This is a genomic window from Maridesulfovibrio spiralis (SeqCode) (assembly GCF_048571135.1).
Taxonomy (GTDB): Bacteria; Desulfobacterota; Desulfovibrionia; order Desulfovibrionales; family Desulfovibrionaceae; genus Maridesulfovibrio; species Maridesulfovibrio spiralis.
The window spans coordinates 362,379-378,114 of sequence record NZ_CP182344.1; the positions used below are offsets into that span (position 1 = coordinate 362,379).

The window sequence follows — 15,736 nt, forward strand, 5'->3', positions numbered from 1 at the left end:
CAGGATATTAAGGGACCATCCCTCCTGCCGTCTTCGACTAAACTTCCCGTGTATTTATACATCAAGGGCCGTCCTTGCGGACGGCCTATGACGATTTAGGACTCAGAATACTTTCTTGCTGCCAGAGGATCAATTTTGAAACCGGGTCCCATAGTGGTAGCTACGGCAACTGCCTTCATGTAGGTACCTTTTGCGGAGGAAGGTTTCAACTTGCTCACTGTTTCCAGCAGAGTTTTCAGGTTCTCAAGAAGCTTTTCAGCTCCGAAAGAAACCTTTCCGATAGGCGCGTGCAGAACACCGGCTTTGTCAACCTTGAATTCTACGCGTCCTGCTTTGAGTTCGCTAACAGCATTAGCCACGTCAAAAGTAACGGTGCCGGTCTTGGCGTTAGGCATCAGACCACGGGGTCCGAGCACACGGCCGATCTGACCGACTTTAGCCATCATGTCAGGAGTTGCGATAGCTTTATCGAAATCAAGCCATCCGTCCTTAACTTTAGCAACCAGGTCGTCGCCGCCGACAAAGTCAGCGCCAGCTTCCTTGGCTTCCGCTTCTTTTTCCCCACTCACGAAGCAAGCGATTCTTACTTCTTTACCAAGACCGTTAGGCAGGGATACTGCACCGCGGATCATCTGGTCAGAGTACTTGGGGTCTACGCCGAGGTTGATGGCAACATCAACAGTCTCGTCGAATTTGGCATATGCCTTATCTACAGCAGAAGCTACCGCCTGTTCAACGGTCAGACCGAACTGTTCGGTACCTTCTGTTGCTTTTCTGTATTTTTTTCCGTGCTTAGGCATGATCTATTCCCCTTACCTATTCTGTGACTTCAATGCCCATACTGCGGGCTGTTCCCATGATGGATTTCATGGCAGCTTCAGTATCGGCAGCGGTCAGGTCGGGAGCTTTGAGCTCAGCAATTTCTTTAACCTGAGCTTTAGTTACTTTACCGACCTTGTTCTTGTTAGGCTCGCCGGAACCTTTCTGCAGCTTTGCAGCCTTGAGCAGGAGGGTGGATGCCGGCGGAGTCTTGGTAATGAAGGAAAAGGACCTGTCTTGGTAGACAGTGATGATCACCGGAATGATCATGCCCTTCTGATCCTGCGTTTTGGCGTTGAACGCCTTGCAGAATTCCATTATATTTACACCGTGCTGACCGAGCGCAGGACCGACCGGAGGGGACGGGTTTGCTGAGCCAGCAGGTATCTGAAGCTTGATTTTGCCTATTTCTTTCTTGGCCATCGCTTTATGTCCTATATTAAATTCCAGTGAGGAGACTCACTGTCGGAAATGAATATGCAGCAGTGCGGTCAGGACTACCCTTTGGTTACCTGAACGAAGTCAAGTTCCACCGGGGTCTGGCGGCCGAAAATGGAGACTGACACCCGAAGCTTGCCTTTATCGTAGTTGACATCCTCTACAACGCCGTTGAAACCGCTGAAAGGTCCATCAATAACCCGGACGTCATCGCCACGGTCAAAGTTGAACTTGGGTCTCGGCTGTTCCTGACGATCTTCCATCAGGCTCAGGATTTTGGCTGCTTCGCTGTCGCGCATTGGAGTCGGGCGGTTCTTACCACCGATAAATCCGGTAACACGAGGGATAGACTGGATGAGATGCCATGATTCATCCTCCATGATCATTTTGATCATGACATAACCTGGATAAAATTTCCGGGTAGATGTTCTTTTTTCCCCTTTAACCAGCTCGACTACTTTTTCCGTGGGAACGACGACTTCTTCGATCAGTCCTTTGTCCTGACCGGTTCTCATCATCTCACGGACAGTCTGCTCAACCCGCTGTTCAAAACCTGAATAGGTATGAACAATGTACCAACGGGCCTTCCTTCCCTGAGGTTTTTCAGCGTCTACGTTCATGGAACTATTTCCTTATTACGGGTTATTTAAGACAGGATTGTCTCAACAAGTTTGCTGAGACCCATGTCAACAACACCCAGAAACAGCGACATGACTACGACAAGGACCAAGACGGCGGTACAGGTCTGTATAGTCTCTTTCTGAGTAGGCCATACGACCTTCTTCATTTCGACCTTAGACTGCTCAAAGAACTCGGTGAACTGTTTAATCTTGCCACCGGTTACCTGAGTTTCAGTCTTAGTCTGAACTCCCGCACCTTTATTTTTTTTCTTGGCCATATTGATTCCCATAAATGAAGTGGCAGGCCAGGAGGGATTCGAACCCCCAGCATTCGGTTTTGGAGACCGACGTTCTAGCCGTTGGAACTACTGGCCTGCTTATTTATAGAAACTACTTGGACTCTCTATGAAGAGTATGCTTCTTATCAAAAGGGCAATACTTCTTCAATTCGATGCGACCAGTAGTGTTCTTCTTGTTCTTCATCGTCGAATAGTTACGACGCTTACACTCGGTGCACTGCATCTGAACTTTGACACGCATAATGTCTTACTCCAGAATTTCAGTAACAACTCCTGCGCCTACGGTACGGCCACCTTCGCGAATAGCGAAGCGCAGACCCGGATCCATAGCGATGGGGTTGATCATTTCTACATTGAATGTTGCGTTGTCGCCGGGCATTACCATTTCAACGCCTTCGTCGAGAGTTACAACACCGGTGATGTCAGTTGTACGGAAGTAGAACTGAGGACGATAGCCGGAGAAGAAAGGAGTGTGACGTCCACCTTCGTCTTTGGACAGAACGTATACTTCTGCTTTGAACTTGGTGTGGGGGTTGATGGAACCGGGAGCGGAAAGAACCTGGCCACGCTCAACTTCATCACGCTTGGTACCACGAAGGAGTACACCAACGTTGTCACCAGCCTGACCCTGGTCGAGGAGCTTACGGAACATTTCAACGCCGGTACAAGTGGTCTTTGCAGTTTCCTTGATACCAACGATTTCAACTTCTTCACCAACTTTAACTACACCGCGCTCAACACGACCGGTAACAACGGTACCACGACCGGAGATGGAGAAAACATCTTCGATGGGCATGAGGAAAGGTTTGTCGATGTCGCGCTCGGGCTCTTCAATGTAAGAGTCACAAGCAGCAAGCAGATCAAGGATGGGCTTTGCAGCTTCTTCGTCTGCACTTTCGCACTCGAGAGCTTTAAGAGCGGAACCCTGGATAACGGGAAGGTCATCACCGGGGAATTCGTAGGAGGAGAGAAGTTCACGAACTTCCATTTCTACGAGCTCGAGGAGTTCTTCATCGTCAACCATGTCGCATTTGTTCAGGAATACAACGATTCCGGGAACACCAACCTGACGAGCGAGCAGGATGTGCTCACGAGTCTGAGGCATGGGACCGTCAGTAGCAGCAACAACGAGGATTGCGCCGTCCATCTGAGCAGCACCAGTGATCATGTTTTTGATGTAGTCAGCGTGACCGGGGCAGTCTACGTGAGCGTAGTGACGTGCTTCGGTTTCGTATTCTACGTGAGCGGTAGCAATGGTGATACCGCGTTCTTTTTCTTCGGGAGCCTTGTCGATTTCATCGAAAGCAACGTATTCGCCGTTACCTGCGAGACCTGCGATCTTGGTGATAGCAGCAGTCAGAGTGGTTTTACCGTGGTCAATGTGACCGATGGTACCGATATTAACATGAGGCTTACCGCGTTCAAATTTAGCCTTACCCATGATAAATCCCCCTAAATTAAATAGAGTTTTTAATGATTTAAAGCGTCAAAGGTCATACTACACAAATGTATGGAGCCCACGACCGGACTTGAACCGGTGACCTCTTCCTTACCAAGGAAGTGCTCTACCGACTGAGCTACGTGGGCATCCTCTATAAAACGCGCAGGAATGGACTAGGGTAAGTTCATTATGGAGCGGGAAACGGGATTCGAACCCGCAACCCTCAGCTTGGAAGGCTGATGCTCTAGCCGTTGAGCTATTCCCGCACCCTATGTCCGTAGTTTAACAGCAGGCCTACCTGCCTCCTACAGCGCGAATATCTAAGTGGTGGTGGGGGGAGGATTCGAACCTCCGAAGGCGTTGCCGACAGATTTACAGTCTGTTCCCTTTGGCCACTCGGGAACCCCACCACTATATATTGTTGTTTCACATGGAGCTGGCGATGGGACTTGAACCCGCAACCTGCTGATTACAAATCAGCTGCTCTACCAATTGAGCTACGCCAGCCCTCGTGAGCGAATCTTTCTACAAGCTCTGTTTTCAAATTGCAAGAACTTTTTTGATTTTTTTCAAATCCGTTCTCAGCTTGAAAACTTCGTTGAACTCGTGATCCGCCGAAGCAACGAAGCGGGGTTTAAATGGAAATCGCCTTTCAAGTCAATACCTTTTTTAATTTTTTTTTAATTTTTTCGAAAATAACACACCCAAGATATGCTACAAACGTAGGCAGACTTTGACTTTACAGACATTTGGACGTAATTCACTGCGCTCGGCCCTTTAAGCCGCCTTTTTGAACAAATACTATATTCTCAGGAATAAAGACATGAAATCACTTCCAATAAGTCCAGAAAAACCCTGGCTGGCGCCCTTGGCCGGATACTCAGACTTGCCCTTTCGCATGCTCTGCCGAAAACGAGGCTGCGCAGTTGCCTGCACTGAGATGGTCAGTGTAAAAGGACTTAAGTACGATGGCAAAGGAACCAAAGCCCTGCTTGCCACCTGCCCGGAAGACAACCCGCTGGTTGTCCAACTCTTCGGCGGTGAGCCACAGGATTATTCCGATACTATGCCCCAACTGCTTGACGAGGGCTACTCTTTTTTTGATTTAAACTCCGGATGTCCGGTAAAGAAAGTTCTTAAAACAGGCGGCGGTTCCGCCTTACATCTTGACCCTGACCGTCTGGTCGAAACAGCCGCAACAATGGTTCGAGTGGCCGGTGAAGGACGTGTAGGTGTTAAGTTCCGGCTCGGCTTCATGTACGGAGAGGATAATTACCTTGAAATCGCCAAAAGACTCGAAGATGTCGGAGTCGCTTGGCTGACCATGCACCCGCGCTATGCAAAACAGATGTTTTCCGGTCAAGCAGACTGGTCCAAATTGGCGATATTAAAACAAAACGTTTCTATACCTGTAATAGGCAGCGGTGACCTTTTTACCGCCGAAGATGCTAAGGAATGTATAAGGCAAACCGGAATTGATGGAATTATGTTCGCCAGAGGTGCTCTTTATGACCCTGCAATCTTTGCGCGTTATCTAACCCTGCTTAATGACCCCAAATGCGGCACCCTGCCTCCTTTTGATCTCGGACAGACCATGGAAGAGCATATTACCAGTACCCGTGAATTTGACGGCAGCAACCGTTCTTTCAGAAAAATACGCTCTATCCTCCCTCGCTACGCCAAGGGAAAAGACGGAATCCGGGCCATCAGAAGCAAGCTTACCGCCTGCGAAGACTGGGACGAACTCATTACTGCTGCACGTGAAGTTTCCACACTGACCTGTGACCGCTGCTAACCTTGTATTTTTTTTAACCGATTGTTGACGATAACACTCTTTAAAGCTTAATATATGTGTTGTAATCAAACTGATGCATCAGACTTTAACCGGAGATACATATGGCCCAGACCGATATTTTGCTCGAAGCGGGAACCAATGAACTTGAAATTGTTGAGTTCTGGCTTGAAGAAGAGCCTCGCGAAGAAGGTGAAGGCAACTATCGCGGCTTTTACGGTGTCAACGTAGCCAAGGTACTGGAAATTATTAGAATACCTGATAAAATCACCAAATTGCCCAAGGTTGCGCATCCAGCCATTATGGGTACATTCAACCTTCGGAATAAGGTTATTCCCCTTGTTGATCTTAGTCACTGGCTGAAAAAACCAAGAGTAGAAACAGAACCTCCTAAAGTGATCGTTACCGAATTCAACAACGTTTCTTCAGCATTTCTAGTTTCCGGTGTAACAAGAATTCACAGAATCAGTTGGGAGAAAGTTGAAGCTCCTTCTACTTATGTTTCCACTCTTTCTGAAGATTCCATCACCGGTGTTGTGAAATTCGAAGACCGTATTTCGCTCATACTTGATCTTGAAAAGATCGTTGCCGAACTTAACCCAGACCTTGGGCTTAAGCTTGATGATTCCATCGACTGGACAACCTCCGCCGGGTACAAAGCCATCATTGCAGATGACTCAACCCTGATCAGGGAAATGCTTTACGAAATGATGGTCAGAGCCAAATTCTCTGTTGAGATGGCCAACACAGGCCGAGATTGCTGGGATAAGCTACAGGCTATGAAAGCCAGATCAATAGAAGAAGGAAAACCCATAACCGACTACGTCAATGTTGTTGTTTCAGACATTGAAATGCCGGTTATGGATGGTCACAACCTGACCGTGCGCATTAAGGCGGATGAGGTCTTAAAGCAACTGCCTGTGATCCTTTTCTCATCGATCATTACCGACAAACTGCGTCACAAAGGCGTATCTGTCGGTGCTGACGACCAGATTTCCAAACCTGAAGTTACCGAACTGGCGCAGCGTGCAATTGCCCTGATCGAAAAATAGCAATAACGGAAATCATAATGGTTTCCCGACCCGCAAAAAACAAAAAAAAACGTACTGGACACTCTTTTAATCCGAGAGTTCAGTACGTTTTGCTTATGTCCTTTTCCGTGGCAATCGGCATGGCTGCCGCCGCTGGTGCTTTTCTTTTCCGCTGGATGATCGAAACATTTCAACGTCTATTCTGGTCCGGGGGGCACTCTTTTCTCGATATGGCAGCTGCTTCACCTTGGTGGCTGGTGCTTTTCCTACCCTGTTTTGGTGGGCTGATTGCCGGGGTAATCATCACCCGCTGGGCGCCGGAAGCCAAAGGTCCCGGAGTGCCGGAAGTAATTAAATCCCTTGCGGTCAAAGGCGGCGTAATCCGTCACCGCATAACATTTCTCAAGGCGCTGGTAACCAGCCTGCTAATCGGCTGTGGGGCCTCGGTTGGGCGAGAAGGTCCGGTTGTACAGATAGGTGCTTCCCTAGGTTCTTCAGCTGCGAGACTTTTCCGCCTCGACCCGTCCATGCTTCCGGTTTGTGTTGCCTCAGGTGCTGCCGCAGGTATCTCTGCAACTTTCAACGCTCCTCTCACTGGAACTCTGTTCGCTATCGAAATCCTGCTGCTGGATACAGAGATGTCCTATGTCAGCCACATCATCGTAGCTTCTGTTACCGCATCTGCCCTCTCAAAATTTTTTTGGGGCGATTTCCCGACTTTTGATGCCCCTAAATTTATCTTCCATAACTTTGAAGAATTAATCATATTCTTTCTTTTAGGTATACTTGCCGGGCTGATCTCAATTACTTTTGTGAAAATGATTCGCCTGTCCGAGCTGACTTTCGACAGTTTACCCATCCCAGAATGGGTCAAACCCGGGCTTGGCGGTCTGATTCTAGGAGCCATGGCGCTCAAAATACCAGCAGTCCTCGGTGTCGGCTACGAAGCAGTTAACATGGGTCTGACAGGCGTTCTGCCTCTTGATCTGGCAATACTGCTACTCGGAGCCAAGCTCATTGCAACTTCCCTATGCATCGGATCAGGTATGAGCGGTGGAATTTTTGCACCATCTCTGGTTCTGGGCGCTGCTCTGGGAATTTCGGTCAGCTCCACCCTCAACATGTTTTTCCCGGAACTGGCCCTCACCCACGGACAATATGCCCTTGTCGGCATGGGAACCGTTGTTGCGGGTACAACTCTTGCGCCGATCACAGCAGTATTAACCGTTTTTGAACTCACCTATTCATATAAAATTATTCTGCCCATGATGGTCGGCTGCATCACCAGTGCTCTGGTAGTGCGCATCCTTAAGGGATATTCGGTATATGAAGCCAAATTGCTCCGTCAGGGAGTTAACATACTTCGCGGTCATGATGAATCGGTAATGGTAAATATCCCGCTCATAGATGTAATGGAAACAGAATTTGACTACCTGAGTACCAATGACAGCCTGAAAAAAGCTGCCGACATGGTTCTGAATTCAGAATTTCCACATTTCCCTGTCTTGGATGAGGAGAATAAACTTGCCGGAATACTAACTTTACGTGATATGAGAGCGTTTTTGCAGAATGCTCAAGACTTAAAAGGCGGGGCCGAAATTGTGGATACTCTGATGGTACGCACGATCGTATCCCTGCCTGCTGATTCAAATTTAAAAGAAGCTATTTTAAAATTCGAACGAACAGGGGTATCGTTCTTGCCACTTATAAACGAGGACAGCACCGTGGCAGGAATAATCAAATCAAAAGACGCTATGAGAATTTTCCGCGAAAAAAGGTATAAAAATAAAATTATTTCAACTTCAATCTGATCAATCCTGCCTGAAAATTATGAATTTATATAATCAAGTATCAGGATACGTCCTCTGCGGCTGCCGTCTTTGTAAAAAAAACCTGCAATATAATTATAGCCTGAGCGGCAAAGTGCGTCCGGCTCATGAGAGCCTGCAATCTTTTCAAAGCCGGAATTCAAGTAGATAAATATTTCACTGTCACTATGGTCACTGCCGACTGCTGAATTAACAAGCTTCATCCCCAGAGGATCACCTGCTTTGCCTGCAAATCTTTTAGTCAGCTGTCTCCCGGAAGCACTCAGTATGTAAGCCGAAATTATTTTGAGGTTTTTTTTAATTAATTCTTCAAGAATCCGGTTCATCTCACCGTCCTCTTCCTGCTGCAATCTAGTCATCGTGCTTTTCAACAGCAGATGAACTTCCCTAAAAATTTCCTGTTGCAACTTTATTGAGTTTTTGTTGCTTTCCCTAAGCGTATGGCTGACACGGTTAATTTTATCACTAAAAGAATCACTCCTACCGCTTGCACTTGAACTGTCAGCATAAAAATAGCCTTGCTGCAAATTAAATCCTGCCTGAGCAAGAGTTACGGCCTCCCGCTCTTTTTCAACCCCTTTCGCGACAGGGGTTATGCCCCGACGCGAAAGATCTGCAACAAATGTAACCAGTTCATCCTTGATCCCCTCTGCCCCACCCATATCTTGGTAGATTTTAGAATCGAACTTCACAAAATCCGGATTGATGCACTTTAAAATCTTAGCGCATTCTGCTGAGCCATCAACATTATCTATGGAAATTTTGTATCCATGCTCTTTGGCAGCTGTAATCATTTCAAAAGGAATATTATTGGCCAGATGTGCTGCATCCATCTCCAGCGTAATCATGTTTGGAAAATATTTATATGATGCCGCCAATTGATGTGGACTACGAACTTTATACTCATCACGACTGTAGATATTTGAATTGATATTAAGGAAAAGAATTATGTCCCTGTACTTGTCATACAGGGGTTTGTAAGCTTCGAGACTTTTACTGAGGCAGACTTCTTCTATTTTGAGCTGCGCTTTGATTGGTAGTGCGGAATTAAAAAGACAGGCCGGACTGACCAATGTTTCACCGCTTTCATCGATACCACGTGCAAAGGCCTCAAAACCAATTACTGTCTTGGAAAGCAGCGAAACCACCGGCTGAAAATAAATAGCTATACCATCCTCAATAACAACCTTACTGATGGCTGTGATACAACTTTTAATGTCGTTGTCCATACTGCACTCCATTAATTTTAAATGGAGAGTAGCATAAATCATATTAAATTCATATTTACAAAAAAACTGAAATACCTATTCTGCGTATTTGTCACTGTATTCTAAAACAAGGATTTCTCCTCTATGCCGTTTCTCTTTTAAATAACAGCCGGCAAGATAATGACATCTCTCCCTGCAAAACGGAGAACTATCAATTCCGCCGGCAATCTTTTCAAAACCGGAATTTAGATACATAAAATATTCTTTGTAAGTATGATCTGCCCCTGGAGCACAGCCCTCAAGCCTGCGCCCTAAAGGATCGCCAGCCCAACCGATATAGCGGTGACTAAGCTGTTTTCCCGACGCATCCAGGACAAAAGAGCTAACCACACCTTTGTTTTTTCTGACAACATCCTTGAGTACGTCATCAATTTCATCAACATATTCTGCTTTTTCAAGCTTATACATCGTGTTTTTTAGCAACAGATGGTAATTGCGGAAATGATCCTGCTCCAGTTCAAACTTATTTTTAACTGCATTTCGGTGACAAGCATACAGGCGTTTCAATTTATCTTTAAAGGAATCGCGCTGCTTGCTTTTAGTATGAGTAAAGAAAAATCCCTGCTGCAGCCCCAGACCGGCCAAAAGCAGGTGCTCAGCCTCAGCTTCTGTCTCAACCCCCTTGGCCATAGGAATAACCCCGGCTCTGAGACATCCTTCAGCAGCACTCTGAACTGAGTCTGCAACAGCTTTTGATTTATCAATGCCGTCATAAAAGGAGCGGTCCATTTTTGCAAAATCTGCCTCCAGACCTAAAACAAGCTCCCTGCTCCTAAAATCTGCCTGTATACTGTCGAGAGAAATCCGGCAGCCCTGTTTCTTTAATTGCATGATCAAATCTACAGGAACGCTTTGGCCGAGTTGCTTAACATCAAACTCAAAAGCTATGGTTCGTGGGCTGAAATCAAACTCCTTAAGGACATCAATCGGATTAATGGCCTCAAAACTGCGCTCATTATGAAGCATGCTGTTAACATTTAAAAACAAAACCATATCATTAAATTTTGCCTCAATTCCTTTGAATGTAGTAAAACTTCTTTTATGACATAACGTTTCGATACTCTGCTGTTCCTGAAAAGGTAATATGCTATCAAACAGTATTGACGCGTCCGCAATGTGGTTGCCATCATCGTCTACACCTCTGGAAAAAGCTTCAACACCAACGATCCCCTGAGCTTCAATGGAGACTATAGGCTGAAAGTACACTGAGATATTTTCGTGAGACACAACCGTTCGAACTAGTGCAATTTTTTCTTCTAAATTCATGGTCATCTATTCCTTCACCTTCAGAGTCAGAACAACGACTTAGCCAATTAAATTAATATATTTAATACAAATAAACGAAAAATGGACTGCGGAAATCCACAGTCCATTAATTTTGCATACAGCAGATCACTGTACAATCCAATGATCAGAGACAATTATATTTAGCAGATTCTGGGAAGCTGCTCTCCTTCCAGCATATTGAGCAACCTGCGTCCGCCAAGGGGAGTCACGAGGATTACTTTGCCGGGATTAGCTTCAGTAATAGTTCCCACCTGACAAGCATCTTTACCAAGTTCATCGGCACGCATGATTTCAAGAGCCTTTTCAGCATATTCCTGAGGCAGGATGCACAGGAACTTTCCTTCATTGGCAAGGTAAAGTGGGTCGAGCCCGAGGAATGAACATCCTCCTGCAACTTCAGGCAGAACCGGAATCTTGGATTCCTCAAGCTCGCAACAAACGTTGGATGAAACGGTAATTTCATTAAGAGTAGTCGCCAGACCGCCACGGGTGGGGTCGCGCAAAACATGAATATCAGGAATTTCCTGCACCAATTTAACTAGTAGATGATTCAAAGCAGCACTATCACTCTGAACATTGGATTCAAGCGATAGTCCTTCTCTGGTTCCAAGGATAGTCAAACCGTGGTCGCCCATTGTCCCACTGACCAAAACAGCATCACCTACTGCCGCACGGTCACCACTGGGAGCTGGATCGGCAATAATTTCACCGACTCCGGTGGTATTGATAAAAATCTTATCAACCATGCCCTTGGGAACAACCTTGGTGTCACCGGTTACTATATTCACCCCGGCATGCCTGCAGGCTTCGCCCATGGATTTGACGATTTTTTCAAGATCATCCATAGGCAACCCTTCTTCAATTATATACGCGCAAGTCATATACTTAGGGATTGCACCAAGCATTGCAACATCATTCACAGTACCGTGCACTGCCAGCGAACCGATGTCCCCACCGGGAAAAAAGATGGGATCAACGGTGAAACTGTCCGTGCTCATGGAAACCTTGCCTTTAATATCCAAGGTTGCAGCATCATTGAGCCTGTCCAATTCATCATTGGCAAAATGCTTAAGAAAAAGTTCGGAAATAAGTCTCTGGGAAGCCCTTCCACCGGAACCGTAATCAAGTAAAACTTTATCTGAGGACATATTAATCTACTTTGTATTTGAAGTAAGCGGCGCAGCTGCCTTCAGTTGAAACCATACAAGGGCCCACCGGTTTGGCGGGAGAACAAGCCTTTCCGAACAAGGGACATCCCTCCGGAGACATCTTGCCTTTGAGGACTTCACCACATTTACAGCCCGGAAGGGACGGACATTCGCCAATATCGAGATCAAAAATTTTCTTGGCATCATAATGTTCAAACTCTTTACGGAACTCCAGTCCACTGCCCGGAATCTTACCGATTCCACGCCAAAGAGCGTCGGATTCTTCAAAGACCTGATACATGACTTCAACCGCTTTGGGGTTACCATTTTCCGATACACCGCGCACATACTGATTTTCAACTACAGGGTGTTCAAGTTTCGAAGAACGGACCATCATCAACAGGGCCTGCAGGATATCCACGGGATCAAATCCGGTGACAACTGCAGGTTTGCGGTATTTTTCCCCGATAAAATCATAGGGATGGATACCGATTACGGTGGAGACATGCCCGGGCAGAATAAATCCGTCAATGCGGGTTTCCGGGTCGGAAATAAGAATATCCAAAGCAGGCGGAACCAGCTTATGGAATGAAAGTACCTTGAAATTTTCAAGTCCCTGCTGTTGGGCCATCAAAACCGTAGCGGCAATGGTCGGTGCGGTGGTTTCAAACCCGACACCCAGAAAAACAACCGTGCTATCGGGGTTGTTGCGTGCGAGATCAAGTGCATCAAAAGGGGAATAGATAATCTCAACCCGCGCACCGTCGGCCTGTGCATTTTTCAAACAATGCCCCTTATCACCCGGAACCTTGATCAAGTCACCGAAGGTGGCAACAATAACGCCATCCTTTCCGGCCAGATCGAGGAAAGCATTGACCTCTGATTCATGGGTAACGCAAACCGGACATCCCGGACCGCTGAGGTGGATCACTTCTTCAGGCAAAACAGAATGCAACCCGCTGCGGAAAATTGAGACCGTATGAGTCCCGCAGACCTCCATGAACCGGATATCCCCTTCCAGCTCGTCCCGCAAACGTGCCAGAAGATCCTTACAAAGTCCCGGATCATTAAATTTATCCAAAATCTCAAGCGACAAGAAGCACCCCCAAAGTTAGTATTTCCTGAAATATATCACTCTCAGAGCCGTCATTACGGAAGTCCCGGTCATCAGACCTTTCCCTCGGAATTACGTATCGGACACATGGCAGAGCGATATATCTACCTCACAGATATAACTTTATAATTCATAAGCCTTTTGTTCTCATTATACCCATTCCCGTTCAGTAACAACCCCGTTACCACCAATAATTTATGGATCAAAAAAAGGCTCCCCCTTTCCGGGAGAGCCTTTTCAAATAAGCACAAAAGTGCAGCCGTATTTATTTGAGGCAACGGCTAATCACCTCGTTAAATTCCGCTTTGTCTATCGGCTTGGTCATAAAATATGTCGCCCCGAGAGATAACAGATTCGAAATATCTGAAACCCCTACAACAGCAGACATAATGACAATGGGCATATCCATGAACTGAGAATCCCCGCGCAAAGTCTGCACCAGCTGACGACCATCCATTTCAGGCATCATAATATCGGTTACGAGAACATCAAAACTGTTCTCTGCCTTCAAAGTTTCATAAGCATGCCTACCATGGGGGCTGACAAAAGGGATATGACCCAAATCCTCTACAAACCTTGCGGCAAGTTTCTGAGAAATTTTATCATCTTCAGCTATCAGTATTTTGTACATGACTCCCTCTTCAATCTTTTCGGATTCTTCTATCTGCGTAAGCCAAACCGATAACATTTGTAAAGGTCTATTCACAGGCTGCCGTTCCATATTCTTTTTAAAATCTATGGACCTACCCTTTTGAATATTGTAATTTACGTAGATAAAAACATAAAACAACTTAATTTTTTCTATCAGGAGCCGCCCCAATGGATGAAACAAACATCCTGCTCGAAACCGGGACAAACGAGCTTGAAATACTGGAATTTTATATTGACCTGCCTGACTCTGAAGATGGACCTGAAGAACGCTGCCATTTTGGAGTAAATGTCGCTAAGGTAATGCAGGTGATCGAAAGTCCGGAACTGGAACATCCTGAATCTGCCGAGCATCCCTGCTTTATGGGAACCATTCCTTTACGGCACCACATTCTTCCCGTGCTTGATTTAGCTGTATGGCTGGGTATGGAAAGGAAAAAGAACAAATATGATATCGTTATCGTAACAGAGTTCAGCCAGACAGTTTCAGGTTTTCAGGTCAGTGGAGTTACAGAAATCCATCGCGTGGGCTGGCAGCAGGTTCTCTCTCCGGACAAATTCATGAGCAGCCTCGATGAAAGCTGTATTGTCGGTATTGTCGAACGGGAAGACAGGTTCATTCAGCTGCTCGACCTTGAATCAATTCTTGCCGATCTGGACCCCAGCCGTGGAGGAAATCTTGAAGCACCCTCTGCAGTTGCAACAGAAGCATACAATGCTCTTGTCTGCGACGACTCCCCAACGATCCGGGCCATGCTTGAAAAAAGTCTCGATCAGGCAAATTTCAGACACACTATTGTCCACAACGGTCAGGAAGCGCAAAATACTCTCAAAAACATAAAACAAATTGCCAAACAGGAAAACAGACCGGTCAAAGATTACGTCGAAATCGTCATCTCCGATATTGAAATGCCACTGATGGACGGATTCAGTCTTGCCAAATGGATTCGTGCTGACCCTGATCTGAAAGATCTGCCTATCATCCTCTACTCCTCCATCATCACTAAAGAACTTCGGCATAAAGGTGAGTCGGTAGGAGCCAATGAACAGATTTCAAAGCCTGACCTTCATCTACTGCCAGAAAAGGCTATTCGTTTGATTGAAGACAGAAAAAACCGGTAATCTGATTTCCGACAATTATCTACATTGATTTTTAACAAACGGCCTGCCCGCGCAGGCCGTTTTTTCTTGCATGAATCTTAAAGTGACAATATCTTTCAGGCTCGTAAGCAAGTATTGAAACAATCCCTGCATGGAGAAAAATATGGAAGATGTAAGAGTATACGGCGATATTCATGGTCTGTCCGAAGAAGACTTCGAAGACCTCAAACTTGAACTGCCTTTTGAAAAAATCGTTTACAAAGACAAAGTACTGAACGTTGACTACGAAGGTCATTACATCGATATCGATGATTTCCTCGATGAAATGATCAAGAGGTTACCACCTGAAGGTTGGGCTAAAGTCGATTTCATTGATCACATTGATTGGAAACTGACCCGCTACGAAATTGAAAACAACAAAATGACTTCCCGCGAAGTTAACGTCGACGCGGTCCTCGAACCGACAAAAAACGAAGCAGGGCAAAGATAAATATGAGTTGATGCGCTCCGCGCTTTTAATGAATTATTCTGCCTCCAGCGGCTTAAACCCTTTAAAAAGGATTTAAGAATCCCAAACTTTTTTAGCAGGGCTTCGCCACTTCGTTTTTGAATTTGTCTCTAATAGAAAAAAGCCCGCCAGTTGTTCAACAGGCGGGCTTAAATTTTTTATGATCGTCCGATTTATTAATAGTTAATGATGCGCACTGCCGTGGCTTTCGGAGCTGTGTCTTCATCCACAATTTCGAACACTACTTTCTCGCCGACATTCAAGGTTTTGAATCCGTCACGAAGCACTTCGGAAAAATGAACATAAATATCCCGCCCGACTTCATCTTCGATAAAGCCGAATCCTTTAATATCATTGAACCAGCTGACAACTCCTTTTGAACTCATACAAAAT

17 protein-coding genes and 5 tRNA genes are annotated in these 15,736 nt (G+C 45.9%); 5 read left to right on the plus strand and 17 right to left on the minus strand.

The genetic code is table 11. From position 1 onward, the window contains the following. Window positions 1-95: 95 nt before the first annotated feature. From rplA to ACNI29_RS01670, 11 genes are all read right to left on the minus strand, one after another. A complete protein-coding gene (rplA, locus tag ACNI29_RS01620; RefSeq protein WP_419780445.1) occupies window positions 96-800 on the minus strand; it encodes a 50S ribosomal protein L1 in 705 nt (234 codons plus the stop codon). Window positions 801-816: 16 nt separating this feature from the next. Next, window positions 817-1,242 (minus strand): 50S ribosomal protein L11, encoded by a 426-nt coding sequence (gene rplK / locus ACNI29_RS01625; protein WP_015851057.1) that lies wholly within the window; start codon window positions 1,240-1,242, stop codon window positions 817-819. A 74-nt stretch (window positions 1,243-1,316) separates the two neighbouring features. Beyond that, window positions 1,317-1,877, minus strand: a complete 561-nt coding sequence (nusG, locus tag ACNI29_RS01630; RefSeq protein WP_419780446.1) for a transcription termination/antitermination protein NusG — start codon at window positions 1,875-1,877, stop codon at window positions 1,317-1,319. 26 nt (window positions 1,878-1,903) lie between these two features. Continuing rightward, entirely contained in the window at window positions 1,904-2,155 is a 252-nt protein-coding gene (gene secE, locus ACNI29_RS01635) for a preprotein translocase subunit SecE (protein ID WP_419780447.1), read from the minus strand. Window positions 2,156-2,175: 20 nt separating this feature from the next. Next, window positions 2,176-2,252 (minus strand) — tRNA-Trp (locus ACNI29_RS01640). 15 nt (window positions 2,253-2,267) lie between these two features. Further along, entirely contained in the window at window positions 2,268-2,417 is a 150-nt protein-coding gene (gene rpmG / locus ACNI29_RS01645; RefSeq protein ID WP_015851054.1) for a 50S ribosomal protein L33, read from the minus strand. A gap of 6 nt (window positions 2,418-2,423) precedes the next feature. Next, the gene (gene tuf / locus ACNI29_RS01650) at window positions 2,424-3,617 is read right to left on the minus strand and encodes an elongation factor Tu (RefSeq protein ID WP_419780448.1); all 1,194 of its coding nucleotides are present in this window, start codon (window positions 3,615-3,617) and stop codon (window positions 2,424-2,426) included. Between the two features lie 70 nt (window positions 3,618-3,687). Further along, a tRNA-Thr gene (locus ACNI29_RS01655) sits at window positions 3,688-3,763 on the minus strand. Between the two features lie 44 nt (window positions 3,764-3,807). Beyond that, a tRNA-Gly gene (locus ACNI29_RS01660) sits at window positions 3,808-3,883 on the minus strand. Between the two features lie 59 nt (window positions 3,884-3,942). Beyond that, a tRNA-Tyr gene (locus tag ACNI29_RS01665) sits at window positions 3,943-4,027 on the minus strand. Between the two features lie 21 nt (window positions 4,028-4,048). Beyond that, window positions 4,049-4,124 (minus strand) — tRNA-Thr (locus ACNI29_RS01670). 316 nt (window positions 4,125-4,440) lie between these two features. On the opposite strand from ACNI29_RS01670, the gene ACNI29_RS01675 reads away from it, so the two are divergent. The 3 genes from ACNI29_RS01675 (at window position 4,441) to ACNI29_RS01685 (ending at window position 8,251) form a co-directional block, all read left to right on the plus strand. After that, on the plus strand, window positions 4,441-5,412 hold the full coding sequence (locus ACNI29_RS01675; RefSeq protein ID WP_419780449.1) for a tRNA dihydrouridine synthase: 972 nt from the start codon (window positions 4,441-4,443) through the stop codon (window positions 5,410-5,412). Window positions 5,413-5,513: 101 nt separating this feature from the next. Further along, window positions 5,514-6,461, plus strand: a complete 948-nt coding sequence (locus ACNI29_RS01680; protein WP_419780450.1) for a chemotaxis protein — start codon at window positions 5,514-5,516, stop codon at window positions 6,459-6,461. A gap of 95 nt (window positions 6,462-6,556) precedes the next feature. After that, on the plus strand, window positions 6,557-8,251 hold the full coding sequence (locus ACNI29_RS01685; protein WP_419780451.1) for a chloride channel protein: 1,695 nt from the start codon (window positions 6,557-6,559) through the stop codon (window positions 8,249-8,251). Between the two features lie 17 nt (window positions 8,252-8,268). On the opposite strand, the gene ACNI29_RS01690 is transcribed toward ACNI29_RS01685, so the two are convergent. The 5 genes from ACNI29_RS01690 to ACNI29_RS01710 form a co-directional block, all read right to left on the minus strand. Next, window positions 8,269-9,498 carry an EAL domain-containing protein gene (locus ACNI29_RS01690; protein ID WP_419780452.1) on the minus strand — a complete coding sequence of 410 codons (1,230 nt, stop codon included), beginning with the start codon at window positions 9,496-9,498 and terminating at the stop codon, window positions 8,269-8,271. Between the two features lie 75 nt (window positions 9,499-9,573). Beyond that, entirely contained in the window at window positions 9,574-10,803 is a 1,230-nt protein-coding gene (locus ACNI29_RS01695; RefSeq protein WP_419780453.1) for an EAL domain-containing protein, read from the minus strand. Between the two features lie 161 nt (window positions 10,804-10,964). Beyond that, the gene (gene hypE / locus ACNI29_RS01700; RefSeq protein WP_419780454.1) at window positions 10,965-11,972 is read right to left on the minus strand and encodes a hydrogenase expression/formation protein HypE; all 1,008 of its coding nucleotides are present in this window, start codon (window positions 11,970-11,972) and stop codon (window positions 10,965-10,967) included. Between the two features lies 1 nt (window position 11,973). Then, entirely contained in the window at window positions 11,974-13,068 is a 1,095-nt protein-coding gene (gene hypD, locus ACNI29_RS01705; RefSeq protein ID WP_419780455.1) for a hydrogenase formation protein HypD, read from the minus strand. A 283-nt stretch (window positions 13,069-13,351) separates the two neighbouring features. Further along, window positions 13,352-13,717: a response regulator gene (locus ACNI29_RS01710; RefSeq protein ID WP_419780456.1), complete on the minus strand. Its 366-nt coding sequence runs from the start codon at window positions 13,715-13,717 to the stop codon at window positions 13,352-13,354. A gap of 188 nt (window positions 13,718-13,905) precedes the next feature. Here ACNI29_RS01710 and ACNI29_RS01715 point away from each other — a divergent pair, with 188 nt between their 5' ends. Together ACNI29_RS01715 and ACNI29_RS01720 are read left to right on the plus strand one after the other, a co-directional pair. After that, window positions 13,906-14,856, plus strand: a complete 951-nt coding sequence (locus tag ACNI29_RS01715; RefSeq protein WP_419780457.1) for a chemotaxis protein — start codon at window positions 13,906-13,908, stop codon at window positions 14,854-14,856. Window positions 14,857-14,998: 142 nt separating this feature from the next. Continuing rightward, complete coding sequence (locus tag ACNI29_RS01720) at window positions 14,999-15,325, plus strand: hypothetical protein (RefSeq protein ID WP_419780458.1); 327 nt, start codon at window positions 14,999-15,001, stop codon at window positions 15,323-15,325. 194 nt (window positions 15,326-15,519) lie between these two features. Here ACNI29_RS01720 and ACNI29_RS01725 read toward each other — a convergent pair whose 3' ends face one another. Beyond that, window positions 15,520-15,729 (minus strand): cold-shock protein, encoded by a 210-nt coding sequence (locus ACNI29_RS01725; RefSeq protein ID WP_419780459.1) that lies wholly within the window; start codon window positions 15,727-15,729, stop codon window positions 15,520-15,522. Window positions 15,730-15,736: the final 7 nt, after the last annotated feature.

Bases quoted from the DNA above. Each gene is read 5' to 3' on its own strand.
- ACNI29_RS01680 (WP_419780450.1), top strand. From the start codon at position 5,514: ATGGCCCAGACCGATATTTTGCTCGAAGCGGGAACCAATGAACTTGAA.
- rpmG (WP_015851054.1), bottom strand. From the start codon at position 2,417: ATGCGTGTCAAAGTTCAGATGCAGTGCACCGAGTGTAAGCGTCGTAAC.
- rplK (WP_015851057.1), bottom strand. From the start codon at position 1,242: ATGGCCAAGAAAGAAATAGGCAAAATCAAGCTTCAGATACCTGCTGGC.
- ACNI29_RS01720 (WP_419780458.1), top strand. From the start codon at position 14,999: ATGGAAGATGTAAGAGTATACGGCGATATTCATGGTCTGTCCGAAGAA.
- ACNI29_RS01690 (WP_419780452.1), bottom strand. From the start codon at position 9,498: ATGGACAACGACATTAAAAGTTGTATCACAGCCATCAGTAAGGTTGTT.
- ACNI29_RS01695 (WP_419780453.1), bottom strand. From the start codon at position 10,803: ATGAATTTAGAAGAAAAAATTGCACTAGTTCGAACGGTTGTGTCTCAC.
- tuf (WP_419780448.1), bottom strand. From the start codon at position 3,617: ATGGGTAAGGCTAAATTTGAACGCGGTAAGCCTCATGTTAATATCGGT.
- ACNI29_RS01715 (WP_419780457.1), top strand. From the start codon at position 13,906: ATGGATGAAACAAACATCCTGCTCGAAACCGGGACAAACGAGCTTGAA.
- hypE (WP_419780454.1), bottom strand. From the start codon at position 11,972: ATGTCCTCAGATAAAGTTTTACTTGATTACGGTTCCGGTGGAAGGGCT.
- ACNI29_RS01710 (WP_419780456.1), bottom strand. From the start codon at position 13,717: ATGTACAAAATACTGATAGCTGAAGATGATAAAATTTCTCAGAAACTT.
- nusG (WP_419780446.1), bottom strand. From the start codon at position 1,877: ATGAACGTAGACGCTGAAAAACCTCAGGGAAGGAAGGCCCGTTGGTAC.
- ACNI29_RS01675 (WP_419780449.1), top strand. From the start codon at position 4,441: ATGAAATCACTTCCAATAAGTCCAGAAAAACCCTGGCTGGCGCCCTTG.
- secE (WP_419780447.1), bottom strand. From the start codon at position 2,155: ATGGCCAAGAAAAAAAATAAAGGTGCGGGAGTTCAGACTAAGACTGAA.
- ACNI29_RS01725 (WP_419780459.1), bottom strand. From the start codon at position 15,729: ATGAGTTCAAAAGGAGTTGTCAGCTGGTTCAATGATATTAAAGGATTC.
- rplA (WP_419780445.1), bottom strand. From the start codon at position 800: ATGCCTAAGCACGGAAAAAAATACAGAAAAGCAACAGAAGGTACCGAA.
- ACNI29_RS01685 (WP_419780451.1), top strand. From the start codon at position 6,557: ATGTCCTTTTCCGTGGCAATCGGCATGGCTGCCGCCGCTGGTGCTTTT.